Origin of the sequence: Microvirga antarctica, from assembly GCF_017921815.1 — a bacterium.
Classification (GTDB): domain Bacteria; phylum Pseudomonadota; class Alphaproteobacteria; order Rhizobiales; family Beijerinckiaceae; genus Microvirga; species Microvirga antarctica.
Window position 1 is genome coordinate 16971 of sequence record NZ_JAGEMM010000007.1, and the last position, 14186, is coordinate 31156.

The following is a 14186-nucleotide window of genomic DNA, read 5'->3' on the forward strand; positions in this document are numbered from 1 at the left end:
AGCCTCGCGAATCACCGCCTGAGGATGGTGTCCGACCGCAAGCGCGGCCGCAAGAGTCCGGCACGCACTGAGCAGTGTTTTCAAAGGGTTTGCGCAGATATGCAGCCCTCAGGCGCGACCATTGTGGGCCGCGCGGCCCGTCGCGTCTCGAAGAGTTCTTTTGCGGCGGCCTGAAACCGCTGATAGATTGTAGCCGAATCCAGCATCCGGGGACCGGACATGACAGCCCATTCAGCACGCGCCGCCAACGATCTTGCCGCCCCCAACGATCTCGAGGCCTGGTGGCTGCCGTTTACGGCCAACCGTTCGTTCAAGCAGCGCCCGCGCATGGTCGCCCGCGCCAAGGACATGTACTATTACACGCCGGACGGCCGTCAGGTGATCGACGGCGCCGCCGGCCTCTGGTGCTGCAATGCCGGCCATAACCGCGACGAGATCACGGCCGCGATCCAGCACCAGGCGAGCGAACTCGATTATTCGCCAGCCTTCCAGTTCGGCCATGCGGGCGGATTTTCGATCGCGTCGCGCATCGCGCAGCTGGCGCCGGGCGATCTCGACCATGTGTTCTTCTGCAATTCCGGCTCCGAGGCCGTCGACACCGCGCTGAAGATTGCACTCGCCTATTGGAACGTCACCGGCCAGGGCAGCCGCACGCGCCTCATCGGCCGCGAGCGCGGCTATCACGGCGTCGGCTTCGGCGGCATCTCGGTCGGCGGCATCGTCAAGAACCGCCAGTTCTTCGGCACCCTGCTGGCAGGCGTCGACCACCTGCCGCACACCTATAACCGCGCCGAGCAGGCCTTCACGCGCGGCGAGCCGGAATGGGGCGCGCATCTTGCCGACGATCTCGAGCGGATCGTGGCCCTGCACGACGCCTCGACCATCGCGGCGGTGATCGTCGAGCCGATGGCGGGCTCCACCGGCGTGTTGCCGCCGCCGAAGGGCTACCTGCAGCGGCTTCGCCAGATCTGCGACAAGTACGGCATCCTCCTGATCTTCGACGAGGTCATCACCGGATTCGGCCGCCTTGGCACGGCCTTCGCGGCCGAGCGCTACGGCGTGATCCCGGACATGATCACCTTCGCCAAGGGCGTCAATTCCGGCACCGTTCCGATGGGCGGCGTGGTGGTTCGCAAGGGCCTTTACGACGCCTTCATGAAGGGGCCGGAGAACATGATCGAGCTGTTCCACGGCTACACCTATTCGGGCCATCCGCTGGCCTGTGCGGCCGCCATCGCCGCGCAGGACATCTATCGCGACGAGAAGCTGTTCGAGCGCGCCAAGAGGCTTGAGCCCATCTGGGCCGACGCCATTCACGGCCTGAAGGAGCTGCCCAACGTGCTGGACATCCGCACCGTCGGGCTTGTCGGCGCCATCGACCTCGCGTCCCGCCCCGATGCGGTGGGCGCACGGGCCTTCGAGGCGATGGACCGCGCCTTCAATGACGGGCTGATGATGCGCATCACCGGCGACACCATCGCGTTGTCGCCGCCGCTCATCGTCACCGAGGACCAGATCGGCGAGATCGCCGAGAAACTCGGCAAGGTGATCCGCGCCGTCGCCTAGCGGGGCCATCATGGCAGGGGCGCAGGCGAGGCTTGCTCCAAGGTGCCGCGCGCGGTAGGACCCGGCACGCTCTTTTGCTGAAAAGAAACGGCTCTCCCACCATGTCAAAAGCCGACAAAGTCAAGGCTCGCGCGCCGCGCGGCTTCGCCGATCGCGGTCCAGCGGATCTTGCCGCGACCGAGCGCATGCTCGCCAGCATCCGCAAAACCTATGAGCTTTACGGCTTCGAGGCGGTCGAGACCTCGTTCGTCGAATATACCGACGCGCTGGGCAAGTTCCTGCCGGATCAGGAGCGGCCCAACGCGGGCGTGTTCTCGTTCCAGGACGATGACGAGCAATGGCTGTCGCTGCGCTACGACCTGACCGCACCGCTCGCCCGCTACGTGGCCGAGCATTTCGACGCCCTGCCGAAACCCTATCGCAGCTATCGCGCCGGCTGGGTGTTTCGCAACGAGAAGCCGGGGCCGGGCCGCTTCCGCCAGTTCATGCAGTTCGATGCCGACACCGTGGGTGCGGCCTCTGTCGCGGCGGATGCGGAAATCTGCATGATGGCGGCCACCACCCTCGATCACCTCGGCCTTGAAGGCCAATACGTCATCAAGGTCAACAATCGCAAGATTCTGGACGGCGTCATGGAGGCGGCGGGCCTCGACGGCGACGACAAGGCGGGTCAGCGGCTCATCGTGCTGCGCGCCATCGACAAGCTCGACCGGCTGGGCCTGAAGGCGGTCGAGCAGCTGCTCGGCGACGGCCGCAAGGACGACAGCGGCGACTTTACCAAAGGGGCGGGCCTCAACCCGGGACAGATCGACACCATCATCAATTTCGTCGGCGCCGGCGATGGGGAAATCTCGAGCGCGCGCGGCGTCAGCAACGTCGCGACGCTGGACAACATCGAGGCCCGCGTCGCTCTCTCGCCCAAGGGTCTCGACGGCCTGCGGGAATTGCGCGACATGGCGGTGCTCATCGAGGCGGCCGGATACGGGAATGGCCGCATCGTCATCGACCCCTCCGTGGTGCGCGGACTCGAATACTACACCGGCCCGGTCTACGAGGCCGAGTTGACGTTCCAGGTCGCGGACGAGGACGGCAAGGCGGTCCGCTTTGGCTCGGTCGGCGGCGGCGGTCGCTATGACGGACTCGTCGGACGCTTTCGCTCCGAGCCGGTCCCCGCGACGGGTTTCTCCATTGGCGTGTCGCGGCTGTTGTCGGCCCTGCAACTGATGAAAAGCCCGATCGTGTCGGGCAAGGAAGCGCCCGGGCCGGTCGTGGTGCTGGTGATGGACAAGAATGAGATCGCTGCCTACCAGCGCATGGTCATGACCCTGCGGGAAGCCCAGATCAGGGCCGAGCTCTATCTCGGCTCGTCGGGCATGAAGGCGCAGATGAAATACGCCGACAAGCGCAACGCACCCTGCGTCATCATTCAGGGCTCCAACGAGCGCGAGCGCGGCGAGGTCGAAATCAAGGACCTGATCGAAGGCGCGAGAGCCTCCGATGCCATTGTGTCGAACGCCGAATGGAAAGCCGCCCGTCCGGCACAGTTCTCGGTTTCCGAAGCTGGGCTTGTGGACGCGGTGCGTGAGGTTCTGGCGCGGCACTTCGCTTGATCCTTGAAGCCCGTTTGTCGCTTGCTGGAACCGAACACCCGTCCGCTTGTTGATCTGCAAGCTTGACCATGAGGAGAGACATCGTGCCGAAGGCTAAGACCACTCCCAAGAAGACGAAGACCCCTCTTAAGAAGACCAGGACGGAGCCTAAGAAGGCCAAGCTGGACCTCAAGAAGGTCACCGCGAAGCCGAAGAAAAAGGATGCCGCTGCCAAACTGACGAAGGCGTTCCGCAACTTTGGCCCGATCAAGGAACTGATGAATTCGGATCTCGGCCGCGAAGTCCTGGCCGATGTGCTGATCGCCGCAGCCGGCGCTGCCGCTGCATCGCTGACCAAGAACCGCGTGGCCGCCGGCAGCGCCGTCTCAAGCGCCAGCACCTTCGCGGCGGATGCGACCCGTCAGGCCGTGCAGACGGCAGCCGGCGCCGTTGCCGGCGTGGTGACCGATGCGGCCCGCCACTTCCTGCCTGCCTCGCTGCTCGCCGACGAGCCGGCGAAGATCGCTTCCGGCAGGGGGCCCGCCGCCAAGACGGCCAGAGCCAAGGCACCGGGCGCTCCCAAGAAGCCGCGGGCACCCCGCAAGGCGGCCGCGCCTGCTGCTTCCGTCGCCCACGACGCTCCGGCAGCAAAAGCTGCCGAGTCCTAAGACAAGCCGCTCTTTCCGTCCCGCCGTGGGGCGGGAAGAGCTCCTGTCTCGTCCGGCCGTTCACCCTTCTGGTCGAAAACGGTCGCGTTCCCGGCCCAGCATTGCTAGAGAGCATCCCTGATCGAAGGTTGGGGCCAGGCCGTGACGGAGAACGACGCCATTCTTGCACTGATTGCGCTGTTCGAGCGCGAGGGCTACCTGCGCGTCGAACCCGCTATTCTGCAACCCGCCGACGTGTTCGTGGACCTTTCCGGCGAAGACATCCGCCGCCGCATGTTCGTGACGCAGGACGCCTCCGGGGCGGAATTGTGCCTTCGACCCGAATACACCATCCCCGTCTGCCTGCAGCATCTCCACACCCACGGGGCGGAGCCCGCCGGTTACTCATACGGCGGCCCGGTCTTTCGCATGCGCGCGGGTGAAAACGGCGAGTTCCTGCAGGCTGGCCTTGAATCCATTGGACGCACCGACCTGTCGGCGGCTGATGCCGAAATTCTGGGCGTCGCCCTTGAGGGCCTTGCGCAGATCGATGGCCCGCCCTCCCCCCGCGTCCGCCTCGGCGATATGGGCCTTCTCAACGCGTTGATCGACGCGCTGGGGGTCTCGCCAGCGGCCAAGCGTCGGCTCGTCCGCGCCATCGTGTCCGGGCAGGGGCTGGAGAGCCTCATGGCGTCGGAAGCACAGGGCGCGACTGAGCATGCGGGGCTGTTGGCGGCCATCGAGGGCCAGGCACCGCAGGCCGCCAAGGCCTTCGTCGAAGACATCCTGTCCATTGCGGGCATCGCCCGGGTCGGCGGGCGCAGCGCCGGAGAAATCGCCGAGCGCTTTCTCGCCCGCGCCGCGAACCGGACCGGCCTGCCGGACGCCGCGCGGGACGTGATCGAGCGTTATCTGAAGATTGCGGGCGATCCTGATCAGGCGGCTTTCGCCATCTCCCAGTTGGCGAGCGAATCCGGCCTCGATCTCGACCACGCGCTGAGGGCCTTCGAGGAACGTACCGGCTTCATGGCGGCACGAGGCCTTCCCGTTGAGACATTCGCGTTCTCGGCAACCTTCGCGCGCAATCTCGACTATTATACCGGCTTCATCTTCGAGGTGCAGGATCCCCGGCGCAGCGACGGCAAGCCGGTCGTCGGCGGCGGTCGCTACGATGGCCTGCTCGCGCATCTCGGGGCAGAAGCGCCCATTCCGGCGGTGGGATGCTCGTTCTGGCTCGACCGCATCGTGGACAAGGCCCGATGACCGATTCCCCTCTCATCCTTGCCGTTCCGTCCAAGGGCCGCCTGCAGGAAAATGCCGCGGCGTTTTTTGCCCGCGCCGGGCTCGTGTTTTCGCAGACCCGCGGCGCGCTCGACTACCGCGGCACCCTGAAGGGCGTGCCGGACGTGGAGGTGGCCTTCGTGTCGGCCTCCGAGATCGTCAACCAGCTCGCCACCGGTGCGGCCCATCTCGGCATCACCGGCGAGGACCTGATCCGCGAACAGATTGCGGATGCGGATGACGCGGTGGAGATCCTGACGCCGCTGGGCTTTGGCCATGCCAACGTGATCGTGGCGGTGCCGCAGGCCTGGATCGACGTGCGCAACATGGCCGATCTCGACGAGGTCGCGGCCGACCTTCGCTCGCGGCACGGCCGCAAGATGCGGGTCGCCACGAAGTACGTAAACCTCACCCGCCGCTTCTTCGCCGAGAAAGGGCTTGCCGATTATCGGATTGTGGAAAGCCTCGGCGCCACCGAAGGGGCGCCCGGCGCAGGCTCGGCCGAACTGGTGGTCGACATCACCACCACGGGCGCGACCCTGTCGGCCAATGCGCTGAAAATCCTCGATGACGGCCTGATCCTCCGCTCGGAGGCCAATCTGGTGGCCTCCGCCCGCGCCCCTTGGTCGGCCCGCGCCCGGCAAGCCGCCATCGCGGTGCTGACGCGCATCGCCGCCGAGGAGGAAGCCCGCACGAGCCGCGAAATCCGCGCCAGTCTCGATCCTGCGCACCTCGAATCCCTGATGGAACTGGCACGATCGGTCGAGGCGAACCTGCCCTACGGCGAGCCACAGGGCCGCGAGGTCGTGCTCCATTGCCGCAACGCCATGGTGTTCGACCTTGTCGCCGGCCTCCAGGCTCTGGGCGCACAGGATGTCACGGTTCGAACCTTCGACTATCTGTTCCGCCCCACCAACGCACTGAGCGAGCGGCTCATGCGCCGTCTCGGGTGAGCGGGCGCCTTCATGGAGGCTTCAGCTTGCGCATGTTTCAACACGACAGACACAAACCCGGCCCGGGCGTTGCCTCTGTGCAAAAGCCCCCTTATGGTCCGGCGTTTCGACGAATGAGGTTCTGATGAACGCGCTACGCCTTGCGGCGCTCCTGGCCGCCTTTGCTGCCGTGCCGGCAGCCATTGCCCAGACCCCCCCGGTGCTCGGCCGACCCGTCGGACCGACGCGCGGGGTCGACACCAAAGTCCCGCAGCCCGGACAATTGGACAAGATTTTTCCCCTTGGATCGTCCTGGGTCGCCGTCAGCCTGAACGGCAAGCCCTTCGGGGGCGCCGAGCGTCCCACCTTCGCCCTCGACGACCAGCTGCGCGCCCGCGGTTTCGGCGGCTGCAACAACTACTCGGCCACCGCCTATCCCCTGCGCGAGCAGGGTTTCGCGGTCGGCCCCTTCGCGCTGACCAAGAAGGCGTGTGAGAAGGGCCAGATGGCGGTCGAGCAATCGTTCCTGGTCGCGCTGCGCACCGCCGCCAAGTGGGACGTGAACGGCTCGACGCTGATCATCAAGACCCAGAACGGCGAATTGCGGTTCGAACGCTCCCTCTGAGGAAGCCCGCTCCGGCGTGAGGGCGAAGCCGCATCGGCTTCGCCACCGATCACCTCAGACTGCGGACTCGCGCTCGCGCTTTTCCACCGGTTCGAACAGCCCGTCTTCGCCCTTCACCATGCCGATGCTGCGTTGGTGGAACGCCGCCAGGGTCGAGCGGTGGCCGATCGACACGATGGTGGTGGCCGGCAAGGTCTTCTTCAGCATCAGGTAGATCTCGGCCTCCGTCGGCTCGTCGAGCGCGGCCGTGGCTTCATCCAGCAGCAGCCAGTCGGGTTTGGCCAGGAGCGCCCGCGCGATGGCAAGCCGCTGCTGCTCGCCAAGCGAGAGGGTCTGCGCCCAGGCGCGGTCCTCGTCGAGGCGGTCGACGAGGGCTGGAAGTTTGGCGGCTGTCAGCGCCGCCCTGATGGCGTCATCCGGATAATCGCCGTGCATCCCCGGATAGGTGATGGCGGCGCGCAAGGTCCCCATGGGGATGTAGGGACGCTGCGGCAGCAGCATCATGCTCTGGCCTTGGGGCACGCTGACCTGCCCCTTGCCAAACGGCCAGATGCCGGAGATGGCGCGGAACAGGGTGGATTTGCCGGAACCCGACGGTCCCGTCAGAAGGGTGCTCTCGCCGCCGCGGAAGGTGACGGCATCGGCCCGCATGAGGGCTTGCCCGGTGGGCAGCGCCACTTCGAGATTGGCAACCGACAGGTCCGCCGACCCCTGCCCCCCTTGCGCGACCTGCACCCCCTTGCCGGATTCCCGGCGCACGCCGTTGATCGCCGCCTCGAAGGTGGTGAGACGGTCGATGACGGCCTTGTAGCTCGCGATGCTCGAATAGGACGTGATGAAGAAGGTCAGCGCGCCCTGGACACTCGAGAAGGCGCCCACCGTCTGCTGCATCTGGCCGAGCGTGATGCGATCGATGAAGTAATACGGCGCCGTGAGGATGTAGGGCACGACCACGTTGGCCTGGAAATAGGTCGACTGGAAGATGGTGAGGTTCATCACCCGCCGCACGATCTGCATGTAGTTGGCGACGATCATGCCGAAGCGGCGCCCCAAGGCCTGCTTCTCCGCCTCCTCGCCATCCAGCAGCGCAATCTGCTCGGTGTATTCCCTCAGGCGCGCGAGCGAGAAGCGATAATCGGCCTCCACCTGCTCCTGGCGGAAATAGAGCCCGATCAGGGGACGGCCGATCAGGTGGGTCAACCAGGTGCCGAACAGCGCGTAGAGGATCGCCACCCAGACCAAGAGCCCCGGCACGGGGATATCCGTCCCCGGCATGGTGAAATCCTTCGACAATGCCCACAGGATGGCCACGAACGAGATCAGGGTGGCGGACTGGTTCAGAAGGCCGATCGACAGGGTGTAGGTCTGGTCGATGTAGTTGCGCAGGTCGTCGGCGATACGCTGGTCGGGGTTGTCGGCCTCGCGCCCGACCAGTTGCATGCGGTAATGCGTGCCGTCATCGAGCCAGGCGCTCACATAACGCTCGTTGAGAAAAGCCCGCCAGCGGATGCGAAGGACGTATTGCGAGACGATTTCCACCATCGCCACGCACACATAGACCGCCGCCAGCGGCACGAAGATCCAGAACAGCTGATACCAGAAGGCGGGGCCGTCCTTGGTCTGCAGCGCATTGAACATGTCGCGGCCAAAGAAATTGAGCCGGACGCTGAGCGCGACCTGGAACAGGTTGATGGCGATGAGCAGGGCCAGAAGCACCGTGCCGATGCGCCCTTCGGCGGCCCTCACCGTGCCGATCAACGGAATGTTGATCTCGCGCAAGGCGGTGGAATCGAAGTACCGGTCGGCGATCGTCATGATCGTGCGGATCACCGGCAGCCGAGAAATGCCATAGATGATGAAGGCGAAAACGGTGGCGCCGGCCAGCATGGAAGCCGGCGGCACGTAATTGGCCAGGTCCTCGGAGAACCAGCCGGCGGCATTGGCCAGGATCAGGCTCAGCAGAACGAGCGTGACGCCCGCCAGAACACCATTGAATACCTTGAGAAACTTCGGCATGGAGGCGGACAGGAACAGGGCTGCGCCCAGGCCCAGGATCGACACCGGCACCAGCAGGGACAAGGGCAGACCGGCAAACCGGATCGCAAACAGAGCAAGACCCGCAAGTCCCACCGCAAGGCTAGCCTTCACCATCAAGTTTTTTCCTGCGAATGATCTGCGGACCGCTACGTCATCTAGGCGGTCCGGCGGATGGGGATCAACCGCTTAGCGCCATCGACCCGATTTTTGGCGAAGATATGGACAAAATATGCCGTGAACCGCCTGCACGTCGCGAAACGGCGCCGCCGCTGAGGTGGTTGCCTGAAGCGAACCTGCCGTTCGGATAAGCAGGCTAATCCGCTTAAAAGAACACTTAGGTTGACAAAGAGAACGCCGTCCGGCATGCTTCAACCTGCGAGAGCCTCGATGGTTACGAAAGACCGAATTGGAATGAACGCGTCCCCTGGATATCTGGACGACCTGGTGCATCAGCGCCTGGTTCCGGCCGAAGCGATGATCCGGCTAGAAGGCGTCTCCAAGGTCTTCACCGGCCGACAGGGCGCGCCTGTCACGGCCCTCGACGGGGTGGATCTGTCGGTTGACCAGGGCTCCGTGCTGGGCGTCATCGGCCGCTCCGGCGCCGGCAAATCGACCTTGATCCGCCTGGTCAACGGCCTGGAAAAGCCGAGCGCCGGCCGCGTGGTTGTCGACGGGTCCGATATCGCGAGCCTGCCGGAGACGACGCTTCGACATTCCCGGCGATCGATCGGCATGATCTTCCAGCACTTCAACCTGCTGTCGTCGCGGACGGCTGCCCAGAACATCGCTCTGCCGTTGGAAGTGGCGGGTTTCGACAAGGCTGCGATTGCTGTCCGTGTGGGCGAGTTGCTGGACCTGGTCGGGCTCGCCGACAAGCACAACCGCTACCCGTCGGAACTGTCGGGCGGACAGAAGCAGCGGGTGGGCATTGCGCGCGCGCTCGCTACCAAACCCAAGGTCCTGCTGTCCGATGAGGCGACCTCGGCGCTCGACCCGGAGACCACCCGGTCGATCCTCGCGCTGCTGGCGCGCATCAATGCGGAACTGGGATTGACGATCCTGCTCATCACCCACGAGATGGCCGTCATCCGCTCCATCGCCCGCGACGTGGCGGTGATCGAGGCCGGGCGCATCGTGGAACAGGGCGACGTCTTCGACGTCTTCACCCGGCCGCAGCACGAGGTCACGCGCTCGTTCCTGGCGGACGAGACCGGCCGCGCGCTGCCGGCTTATATCGCGGAGCGGCTCACGCCCGACGCGGTCCCCGGCGGGCAGGCCATCGTGCGCATCGGATTTCGCGGTCCGCACGCGACCGATCCGGTTCTGGCCCGGCTCGCGCGCGATCTCAACGTCGAGGCGAATATCCTGGCCGGATCGGTCGACGAAATCGGGGGGCGGCCGTGCGGCCTCCTGGTGATCGGAATCCCGGAGGATGCCCTCTCGCCGACACTCACCTTTTTGAAGCAGTACGGACTCGACACGGAGGTGCTCGGCCATGTCGCCTGAGATGATCCGCCTGATCGTCGGCGCTACCGGCGAAACCCTCATGATGGTCGCCATCGCGGCGGGACTTGGCACGCTGTTCGGCCTGCCGCTCGGCGTCTTTCTCGCCACCAGCGGCAAGGGCGAGCTGTTCGCGGCCCCATGGGCGAACCGGGTGCTGGGGATCGTCGTCAACGCGGCCCGCTCGACGCCCTTCATCATTCTCGTGGTCGCCATCATTCCCTTCACGCGCCTGATCGCCGGCACCTCCATCGGCACCAACGCGGCGATCGTGCCGCTGACGGTCGCGGCCACCCCGTTCATCGCCCGGCTCATCGAGGGCGCGATCCGCGAGGTGGATCAGGGCCTGATCGAGGCGGCGCGCGCCTTCGGAGCAAGCCCGCTGCAGATCGTGTTGAAGGTGCTGATCCCCGAAGCGCTCCCGGCCATCGTTCTGGGCCTGACGCTCGCCGTGGTCTCGCTGGTCGGGTTCTCCGCCATGGTCGGCGCTGTCGGCGGCGGCGGCCTGGGCGATCTCGGCATCCGCTACGGCTACCAGCGCTTTATGCCCGAGATGATGGCGGCAGTCGTGGTCGTGCTGATCGTCCTCGTGCAGGCCATTCAAAGCCTCGGCGACCGCCTGTCGCGCCATCTCAACAAACGCGTGCGACAGGCCTGACTTCACCATCCAACAAGGAAGAACACGATGTCTCTCACAAAACTCGGCCTCGCGGCCCTTCTGACCCTGGTGGCCCTGCCCGCAGCGGCCCAGACCCAGATCGTCCGCATCGGCGTGACGCCCGGGCCCCACGCGCAGATCCTGGAAGCCGTGAAGCCGATCGCGGCCAAGAAGGGCATCGATATCAAGATCACCGAGTTTTCGGACTACGTGGTGCCGAACGCCGCGCTGGCCGCCGGCGAGATCGAGGCCAACTCGTTCCAGCACCAGCCCTATCTCGACAACCAGAAGGCCGATCGCGGCTACAAGCTCGAGACCGTGGCCCAGACCGTGAATTTCCCGATCGGCATCTATTCCAAGAAGCACAAGGCGTTCGACGCCATCCCCAATGGCGCAACCATCGCCATCCCCAACGATCCGACCAATGGCGGCCGTGCCTTGCTGTTGCTGCAGGACAAGGGCGTCCTGACGCTCAAGGACGGCGTCGGCTTCAAGCCCACGATCCTCGATATCACGGCGAATGCCAAGAAGTTGAAGTTCGTCGAGATCGATGCGGCGCAGGCGCCACGGGTGCTCGATGACGTGGATGCAGCGGTCATCAACACCAACTACGCGACCCAGGCCGGCCTCGACCCGGTGAAGGACGCCCTGACCCGGGAGAACCCAAAGGGTCCCTACGTGAACATCATCGCGGTTCGCGCCGAGGACAAGGACAAGCCCTGGGTCAAGGTGCTGGTGGAATCCTACCATACCCCCGAGGTGAAGAAATTCATCGACGACACCTTCAAGGGCGCTGTGCTCACCAGCTGGTAGACGACCCGATCCACCTCCTCCCTGAACTGGCCGGGCCACGCGCCCGGCCTTTTTTTATCCCGTTCTGGCCGGGCGGACGGTCTGCCGCTCACGCACGCGCAGTTCCGGCAAGAGGCACAGACACGACGATCCGCCTTGCCGCGTCCCGCTTGGGATAACCTTAGGCCAAGCGTAGGCTAGATCCCGACTTCGCGCCCCGGATTGGTCTACGAGGCGCACGAAAAAGGCCCCGGATCGCTCCGGGGCCTCGTCTTTAGGATTGGTCGCTGGGTAGACCTAGACGTCCATGCCGCCATCGAAGCCCGGCGTGCCGGACTTCGACTTTTCACATGATGGGCGGCTTTTTCGAACTTCTTAGAAGTCCATGCCGCCATCGAAGCCCGGCGTGCCGGCCTTCGACTTTTCACATGATGGGCGGCCTTTTTGGACTTCTTAGAAGTCCATGCCGCCCATGCCGCCCATGCCGCCACCGCCGCCACCCATCTGGGGAGCGGAGTCACGACGGGGAGCCTCGGCCACCATGGCTTCCGTGGTCACCAGGAGGCCTGCAACTGACGCTGCGTCCTGCAGGGCCGTGCGGACGACCTTGGCGGGATCGACGATACCAGCCTGGAGCATGTCGACATACTCTTCGGTCTGCGCATTGAAGCCGAAGGTGATCGACGGGTTCTCGAGGATCTTGCCCACGACGATCGAGCCTTCCACACCGGCGTTCTCGACGATCTGACGGATCGGAGCCTCGAGAGCACGCAGCACGATGTTGATGCCAGCCTTGACGTCCGGATTGTCGGTCTTGAGCTTGGCGACAGCAGCCTTGGCGCGCAGGAGAGCGACGCCGCCGCCGGGGACGATGCCTTCTTCGACAGCAGCCTTGGTGGCGTTGAGCGCGTCGTCGACGCGATCCTTCTTCTCCTTGACTTCGATCTCGGTCGCGCCGCCGACGCGGATGACCGCGACGCCGCCAGCGAGCTTGGCGAGACGCTCCTGGAGCTTCTCACGATCGTAATCCGAGGTGGTCTCTTCGACCTGCGCCTTGATCTGCGCAACACGCGACTCGATGTCGGTCTTGGAACCGGCGCCGTCGATGATCGTGGTGCTTTCCTTGTCGATGCGGATGCGCTTGGCGCGGCCCAGCATGTCGAGGGTCACGGTCTCGAGCTTGATGCCGAGATCTTCCGAGATGACCTGGCCGGCGGTGAGGACGGCGATGTCCTCGAGCATGGCCTTGCGACGGTCACCGAAGCCCGGAGCCTTGACGGCAGCGATCTTGAGGCCACCGCGGAGCTTGTTGACGACGAGCGTTGCGAGAGCCTCGCCTTCGACGTCTTCAGCGATGATCAGGAGCGGCTTGCCGGTCTGAACGACAGCTTCCAGGATCGGCAGCATGGTCTGCAGCGACGAGAGCTTCTTCTCGTGGATGAGGATGTAGGGATCCTCGAGCTCGGCAACCATCTTCTCCGCATTCGTGATGAAGTACGGGGACAGGTAGCCGCGGTCGAACTGCATGCCTTCGACGACATCGAGCTCGGTCTCGGCGGTCTTGGCTTCCTCGACGGTGATGACACCCTCGTTGCCGACCTTCTGCATGGCATGGGCGATCATCTCGCCGATTTCCTTGTCGCCGTTGGCCGAAATGGTGCCGACCTGCGCGACTTCATCGGAGGACTGCACCTTCTTGGCGCGGGCCTGGATGTCCTTGACGGCTTCAGCAGCAGCCATGTCGATGCCGCGCTTGAGGTCCATCGGGTTCATGCCGGCAGCCACCGACTTGGCGCCCTCGCGGACGATGGCCTGGGCCAGAACCGTCGCGGTGGTCGTGCCGTCGCCGGCGATGTCGTTGGTCTTGGACGCGACCTCACGGACCATCTGGGCGCCCATGTTCTCGAACTTGTCAGCGAGTTCGATTTCCTTGGCGACCGTCACACCGTCCTTCGTGATGCGCGGAGCGCCGAAGGACTTTTCGATAACGACGTTACGGCCCTTGGGACCCAGCGTCACCTTGACGGCATCGGCCAGGATATCGACGCCGCGGAGCATCTTGTCACGCGCGTCGGAGGAGAATTTTACGTCTTTGGCAGCCATGGGCTTTGCCTCCAGTTGATGTCTATTGGATTCTCAAAACGAACGGATTCGCAAATTACTGCGCGATCACGCCCATGATGTCGGATTCCTTCATGATCAGGAGATCCTGACCGTCGATCTTCACCTCGGTGCCGGACCACTTGCCGAAGAGGACGCGGTCGCCCGTCTTGACATCGAGAGCCACGAGCTTGCCGCTCTCATCGCGCGCGCCAGCGCCGACGGCGACGATTTCGCCCTCTTGCGGCTTTTCCTTAGCGGTATCCGGGATGATGATGCCGCCCTTCGTCTTCTCTTCGCTCTCAAGGCGACGGACGACGACGCGGTCGTGCAGCGGACGGAATTTCATGGAACTTCCTCTTTGACTGTTAGCGCAGCCCCCAAAAGGCCACGTCTCATCTTGATTGGACGCTGTTAGCACTGGTTTGACCCGAGTGCTAACGGCTGACCGCGAGA

Annotated in this window: 12 protein-coding genes; 9 read left to right on the forward strand and 3 right to left on the reverse strand. The window is 64.8% G+C overall.

Features of this window, described 5'->3' with window-relative positions; all coding sequences use genetic code 11:
* Nucleotides 1-219 precede the first annotated feature (219 nt).
* The 6 genes from aptA (at nt 220) to J4G32_RS18145 (ending at nt 6640) form a co-directional block, all read left to right on the forward strand.
* Nucleotides 220-1566, forward strand: a complete 1347-nt coding sequence (gene aptA, locus J4G32_RS18120) for an omega-aminotransferase AptA (protein ID WP_210496963.1) — start codon at nt 220-222, stop codon at nt 1564-1566.
* A 101-nt stretch (nt 1567-1667) separates the two neighbouring features.
* Nucleotides 1668-3176 (forward strand): histidine--tRNA ligase, encoded by a 1509-nt coding sequence (hisS, locus tag J4G32_RS18125; RefSeq protein ID WP_210496964.1) that lies wholly within the window; start codon nt 1668-1670, stop codon nt 3174-3176.
* Between the two features lie 83 nt (nt 3177-3259).
* Nucleotides 3260-3823 carry a hypothetical protein gene (locus tag J4G32_RS18130; RefSeq protein WP_210496965.1) on the forward strand — a complete coding sequence of 188 codons (564 nt, stop codon included), beginning with the start codon at nt 3260-3262 and terminating at the stop codon, nt 3821-3823.
* Between the two features lie 141 nt (nt 3824-3964).
* Nucleotides 3965-5065: an ATP phosphoribosyltransferase regulatory subunit gene (locus J4G32_RS18135; RefSeq protein WP_210496966.1), complete on the forward strand. Its 1101-nt coding sequence runs from the start codon at nt 3965-3967 to the stop codon at nt 5063-5065.
* Nucleotides 5062-6036, forward strand: a complete 975-nt coding sequence (gene hisG / locus J4G32_RS18140; RefSeq protein ID WP_210496967.1) for an ATP phosphoribosyltransferase — start codon at nt 5062-5064, stop codon at nt 6034-6036. Before J4G32_RS18135 ends, hisG begins: the two co-directional genes overlap by 4 nt.
* A 124-nt stretch (nt 6037-6160) precedes the next feature.
* On the forward strand, nt 6161-6640 hold the full coding sequence (locus J4G32_RS18145; RefSeq protein WP_210496968.1) for an META domain-containing protein: 480 nt from the start codon (nt 6161-6163) through the stop codon (nt 6638-6640).
* Between the two features lie 54 nt (nt 6641-6694).
* Here J4G32_RS18145 and J4G32_RS18150 read toward each other — a convergent pair whose 3' ends face one another.
* On the reverse strand, nt 6695-8791 hold the full coding sequence (locus J4G32_RS18150) for an ABC transporter ATP-binding protein/permease (protein WP_210496969.1): 2097 nt from the start codon (nt 8789-8791) through the stop codon (nt 6695-6697).
* Between the two features lie 297 nt (nt 8792-9088).
* Between J4G32_RS18150 and J4G32_RS18155 the strand changes: the two genes are divergently transcribed.
* The 3 genes from J4G32_RS18155 to J4G32_RS18165 are packed head-to-tail and all read left to right on the forward strand — an operon-like array spanning nt 9089 to nt 11651.
* A complete protein-coding gene (locus J4G32_RS18155) occupies nt 9089-10183 on the forward strand; it encodes a methionine ABC transporter ATP-binding protein (RefSeq protein ID WP_281413588.1) in 1095 nt (364 codons plus the stop codon).
* Nucleotides 10173-10838, forward strand: coding sequence for a methionine ABC transporter permease (locus tag J4G32_RS18160; RefSeq protein WP_210496970.1), 666 nt, complete (start codon nt 10173-10175; stop codon nt 10836-10838). The genes J4G32_RS18155 and J4G32_RS18160 overlap by 11 nt, the downstream gene beginning before the upstream one ends.
* 27 nt (nt 10839-10865) lie before the next feature.
* A complete protein-coding gene (locus J4G32_RS18165; RefSeq protein ID WP_210496971.1) occupies nt 10866-11651 on the forward strand; it encodes a MetQ/NlpA family ABC transporter substrate-binding protein in 786 nt (261 codons plus the stop codon).
* Nucleotides 11652-12083: 432 nt separating this feature from the next.
* On the opposite strand, the gene groL is transcribed toward J4G32_RS18165, so the two are convergent.
* Both groL and groES read right to left on the reverse strand, forming a co-directional pair.
* Nucleotides 12084-13733, reverse strand: a complete 1650-nt coding sequence (gene groL / locus J4G32_RS18170) for a chaperonin GroEL (RefSeq protein WP_210496972.1) — start codon at nt 13731-13733, stop codon at nt 12084-12086.
* 55 nt (nt 13734-13788) lie between these two features.
* Nucleotides 13789-14079 carry a co-chaperone GroES gene (gene groES / locus J4G32_RS18175; protein WP_210496973.1) on the reverse strand — a complete coding sequence of 97 codons (291 nt, stop codon included), beginning with the start codon at nt 14077-14079 and terminating at the stop codon, nt 13789-13791.
* Between the last annotated feature and the right edge of the window lie 107 nt (nt 14080-14186).